This window comes from Micromonospora sicca (assembly GCF_003172935.1).
Classification (GTDB): domain Bacteria; phylum Actinomycetota; class Actinomycetes; order Mycobacteriales; family Micromonosporaceae; genus Micromonospora; species Micromonospora sicca.
Genome location: NZ_QGKS01000473.1, coordinates 1 through 4,783, shown reverse-complemented (window position 1 = coordinate 4,783; position 4,783 = coordinate 1). Strand labels below are relative to the sequence as shown.

At 75.5% G+C, this 4,783-nt stretch carries 4 protein-coding genes and 1 riboswitch; of the genes, 2 read left to right on the top strand and 2 right to left on the bottom strand.

What is annotated here, in order from left to right:
- Positions 1-534: HD domain-containing protein (locus DKT69_RS34700; RefSeq protein WP_109805606.1), on the bottom strand; the 534-nt coding region annotated here is incomplete at its 3' end.
- Positions 535-598: 64 nt separating this feature from the next.
- On the opposite strand from DKT69_RS34700, the gene DKT69_RS34695 reads away from it, so the two are divergent.
- Positions 599-1,858 (top strand): FUSC family protein, encoded by a 1,260-nt coding sequence (locus tag DKT69_RS34695; protein ID WP_236648556.1) that lies wholly within the window; start codon positions 599-601, stop codon positions 1,856-1,858.
- 6 nt (positions 1,859-1,864) lie between these two features.
- On the opposite strand, the gene DKT69_RS34690 is transcribed toward DKT69_RS34695, so the two are convergent.
- Positions 1,865-3,190: an aminotransferase class V-fold PLP-dependent enzyme gene (locus DKT69_RS34690; RefSeq protein WP_109805604.1), complete on the bottom strand. Its 1,326-nt coding sequence runs from the start codon at positions 3,188-3,190 to the stop codon at positions 1,865-1,867.
- Between the two features lie 50 nt (positions 3,191-3,240).
- A riboswitch (SAM riboswitch) is annotated at positions 3,241-3,361 on the bottom strand.
- Positions 3,362-3,383: 22 nt separating this feature from the next.
- Between DKT69_RS34690 and DKT69_RS34685 the strand changes: the two genes are divergently transcribed.
- Positions 3,384-4,783 (top strand): PrsW family intramembrane metalloprotease (locus DKT69_RS34685; protein WP_109805607.1); only part of this gene is annotated, 1,400 nt, incomplete at its 3' end.

Sequence of the window (4,783 nt, the reverse complement as noted above, 5' to 3'; positions counted from 1 at the left end):
GGATTCGAGGACCCTCGCCCTTCCGGCGCGGAAGTCGGGGTCGGGGATGTGGGCGTACTCGCGGCGGACGGCGGCGACGTAACGGTCGTACACGGGTGGCGGGCTGGCCAGGACCGCCAGGTCGGCGTCGCAGAGCAGCGCGCCGTCCGGGTCGTCGGCGGCCACCACGTGCCCGGCGGTGAGCAGCACCAGCCGGCGCACCTCAGCCACCGCCGCGGCCGGCAGCCCGGCGTCGGCGAGGAGGTCGCCCGCGAGGGCCGCGCTGGCCCGTTCGTTGGCGTCGCCGCCGGCTCGCGAGTCGTAGACCGCGTCGTGGCACCAGGCAGCCAGCCGGACCAGGTCGGGCCGGCGGGCGAGCGCCGCGTGGCCGTCGACCACGTCGAGCACGGCGGTCAGATGATCCGCGGTGTGGTAGTGCCGGTGCGGCTCTCGCCAGCCGGCCAGCAGCCGCTCCCCGGCCCGGTCCACCCCGGCCGGGTCGGTCGCCCCGGCGCCCCGGACGGCGGCACGCCACCGCGCGATCAGCTCTCCCACCCGGTGCAGTCTGCCGCATGGCGAGGATTCACCGGGGGTGACGCGGGTAGTCCCCGCCATGGCCGTGGCCCGGGACCGACGACCTCCGCTCCTGCGTCGTGCCGGATTGAAGGACGGGGTGGTCGACGTCGACGCGGCCCGGATCGCCGAGGCGGCGGACCAGCTGCGCCACCGGAGCAAGGCCACGCTGCACGACCGGCTGCACCGGGTCCGGTCGGCGCTGGGCCTGGCCGTCCAGGCCGGGCTGGCCGCCGCGCTGGCCTGGGTCATCTCCCACCAGCTCCTGGGCAATCCGCAGCCGGTCTTCGCGCCGATCTCGGCGGTGGGCACGCTGGCCGCGTCGGTCGGCCAGCGGCTGCGCCGTACCGTGGAGTTGATCATCGGGGTGGCGGTCGGGGTGGCCCTCGGCGACCTCCTGATCTATCTGCTCGGCGCCGGTGGTTGGCAGTTGGGGCTGGTGGTGACGACCGCAATCCTGCTGACCATCTTCTTCGGTGCGAGCGTGGCCGTCGTGATCCAGGCCGCCGCCACCGCGGTGCTGATCGTGACGCTCAGCCCGTCCACCCAGAACCTGGAGATACCGCGCTTCGTCGACGCGTTCATCGGCGGTGGCATCGCGTTGGTGGTGACCGCGATCCTGCTGCCGCTCAACCCGCTCCGGGTGATCAACCGGGCCGCCCGGCCGGCGCTGGACCTGCTCGTCGAGCAGTTGGACGTCAGCGCCGAGGCGCTGCGCAAGCGGGACCGGCAGAGCGCCCAGCAGGCGCTGGAACGGCTCCGGGAGAACAAGGACGAGCTGGCCAGGTTCAGCGAGGCGATCGAGGGGGCCAAGGAGACCGCCACGCTCTCCCCGGCCCGCTGGCACCGCCGCGACGAGCTGACCCACTACGCGGAGGCGGCGGACCCGATCGACCGGGCGATGCGCAACAGCGGCACCCTGATCCGCCGCTCGGTCACCCTGATCGAGGACGAGGAGCCGATCCCGGAGCCGATGCCGGACTCGGTCGCCCACCTCGCCGAGTCGGTCCGCATGCTCCGGCACGAGTTCGCCGTCGGCGCGGAGCCGGAAAAGGCCCGCGAGTGGTCGCTGCGCGCGGTGAGCGAGGCCGGCCGGGCGTACGCGCAGGGGGTGGGCTTCTCCGGCAGCGTGGTGATCGCCCAGGTGCGTACCACCGCCAGCGACCTGATAGTCGCCTCCGGCATCGAGCAGGAGGAGGCGAACCGGCTCGTCCGACAGGCGTTCGGCGACACCGAACAGCCGCCGAGCGGCCAGGCCGAGCCGGAGGGCGCCCCGAAGCCGCCGACGGCGCCCCCGCTCGGGTGACCCCGTTCAGCCGACCGCGGCCAGGGCGGCGACCAGCCGGTCCACCTCCTCGGCGGTGCTGCCGAGGCCGATGCTGGCCCGCAGCGCGGTGGGCGGCAGGTCCCGCCGGCCGCTGCGCGCGGCCGCCTCGGCGAGCAGCCGCCGGGCCAGCGGGTGGGCGCAGAAGAGCCCGTCCCGGACCCCGATCTGGTGCGCGGTGGCCAGATGGGCGGCGACCTCGGCGGAGTCCCGCCCGGCCACCACGAAGGAGACGATGCCCACCCGGGGCGCCTCGGGCGCGAAGGTGCGCAGCTCCACGACGTGCGGCAGGGCGGCGAGCCCCTCCCGCAGCCGGGCCAGCAGTCGCTGCTCCCGGGCGTGCAGCGCGTCCCGGTCGGCCTCGGTCAGCGCGGCGCAGACCGCGGCGAGGGCGACCGCGCCGAGCAGGTTGGGGGTACCGGCCTCGTGCCGGGCCGGGCCGGTGGTCCACCGCACGTCGTGGGTGGCCGCGCCGACGTGCCCGGTGGCGCCGCCACCGGCCAGGTACGGCGGGGCGGCGTCCAGCCAGTCCGACCGCCCGACGAGCACCCCGGCGCCGAAGGGCGCGTACAGCTTGTGGCCGGAGAGCGCCAGGTAGTCCACGTCCAGCGCGGCCAGGTCGACCGGCGCGTGCGGGGCGAGCTGGGCGGCGTCCACCAGGATCCGGGCGGAGTGCCGGTGGGCGACCCGGGCCAGCTCGGCCACCGGCCACCGCTCGCCGGTCACGTTGCTCGCCCCGGTCACCGCGACCAGCACCGGCGGGCCGGGTCGGGCCGGGTTGGTCACCGGGGCTGCCGACCGCGGGGCCGGCTCGTTCCCGGCGTCGACCCGGCGCAGCTCGCCGAGGGCGGCGTCCAGCGCCCGGACCGCCGCGGCGGGGCTCTCCGGCACCGGCAGCCGGACCGAGCCACGCGGCCAGGGCAGCAGGTTGGCGTGGTGCTCCCCGGCGAAGGTGACCACGGTGGTGCCGGCGGGCAGCGCCCGGGCCAGCAGGTTGACCGCGTCGGTGGTGTTCCGGGTGAAGATCACGTGGTCGTCGGCGCGGGCGCCGAGGAAGTCGCCGACCGTCTGCCGGGCCCGCTCGTAGGCCAGCGTGCAGCGTCGCGACAGCGCGCCGGCGCCGCGGTGCACGCTCGCGTACCAGGGGAGCAGCTCGGCCACCGCGTCGGCCGCGGCTCGCGCGCACGGCGCGCTGGCCGCGTGGTCGAGGTTGATCTGCCCCGGTACGCCGAGCACGCCGAGCGGGTCGGCGTCCGCCGGCCGGTCCGGGAGCGCGGGCAGCGGGCGCAGCGAGGGTACGAGGGTGATGGTCATGCCGGAACCTCCGGGGTCCAGGGGACCCCGGGGTGTGGGCACCGGGACGGGGTCCGCGCTTGCCCAGCACGCCGTTCGGGCTGGGCCCGGTCATCACCCGGGGCACCCCACCGCGAACTCGACGAGGGTTGCCGGCCAGCAAGCCGGGGCTTGACGCTGGCGCTCGTGACCTATCGGCAGCATAGCGGCCGGAATGCGGCCGGACCAGAGGGTCACGGGTGACTACGCTGACCGCATGGCCGACACCCCGCCCGGCGGACCGCCGCCGCCGCCGACCGCGCCCGCCGCCCCGCCGCCGGGGTCGGTGACCCCCCGGATGCCGCTGCGCCGGCTCGGCTGGCGGCGGTTCCTGGCGCTCGCCGGGGTCGTCCTGCTGATCGCCGTCGGGGCGGTCTTCATGGTCTTCACCCTCGGCGAGAGCCTGGGCGCCCAGGCGCTGCTGGTCGGCGTGGTCGCGGCGGTCCTGCCGGTGCCGGTGCTGGTCTCCTGCTTCCTCTGGCTGGACCGCTACGAACCCGAGCCGCTCAAGTACCTGATCTTCTGCTTCGCCTGGGGCGCGTTCGTCTCCACCGCCGTCTCCCTGCTGGTCAACGAGACGTTCGCCGGGCTGTTCAAGGACTGGGGGCTGCCCACGGCGCTCACCGCCGTGCTGGTCGCCCCGTTCATCGAGGAGCTGACGAAGGCGCTCGGGCCGATCCTGTTGCTGATCTTCCGGCGCCGGGAGTGGTCCGGGATCACCGACGGCCTGGTCTACTGCGGGCTCTCCGCGATCGGCTTCGCCATGGTGGAGAACATCCTCTACCTGGGCGGGTACGGCTACCGCACGGGCGTCGAGGAGTACGGTCCGGCGACCGGCGCCCGCCAGGTGATCGCCATCTTCATCGTCCGGATCCTGATCTTCGGGTTCGCCCACCCGCTGTTCACCTCGATGACCGGGGTGGGCCTGGGCATCGCCGCGCGGACCGCCGACCGGCGGGTCCGGGTGCTCGCCCCGATCGCCGGCCTGCTGCTGGCGATGATGCTGCACGGCACCTGGAACCTGCTGCCCTCGCTGGCCGCGGCCACCGGCCAGCCGCTGATCGCCCTGTACGGCTACATCGGCGTGATGGTGCCGATCTTCTTCGGCATGGTGGGCCTGGCGATCTGGCTGCGGGCCTGGGAGGGGCGGCTCACCGAGCGGACCCTGCCGGACTACGTGCGGGCCGGCTGGCTGACCCCGCCCGAGGTGGCGGCGCTGGGCAGCCTGGGCCGGCGGCACGCGGCCCGTACCTGGGCCCGCCGGATCGCCGGTGACGGCGGGGTGAAGGCGATGCGCGGCTACCAGTTCGCGGCCACCCGGCTGGCGCTGCTGCGCGACGGGATGCGCCGCGGGCTGGACCGCAAGCAGGCCGACCGGGACCGGACGGCCCGGGAGGAACGGGAGCTGCTGGAGGCGATCAGCGCGTACCGGTCGTTCTTCGTGGGGCGGGACCCGCAGACGCCGGTGGGGGTCTGGGACGGGCAGCGCTACCACCTGCGGTTCCCGGACGGGTCGCAGCGGGCGGTGCCGGCGCCCGACGAGCCGGTGGTGCCGATTCCGGTGGTGCTCACCCC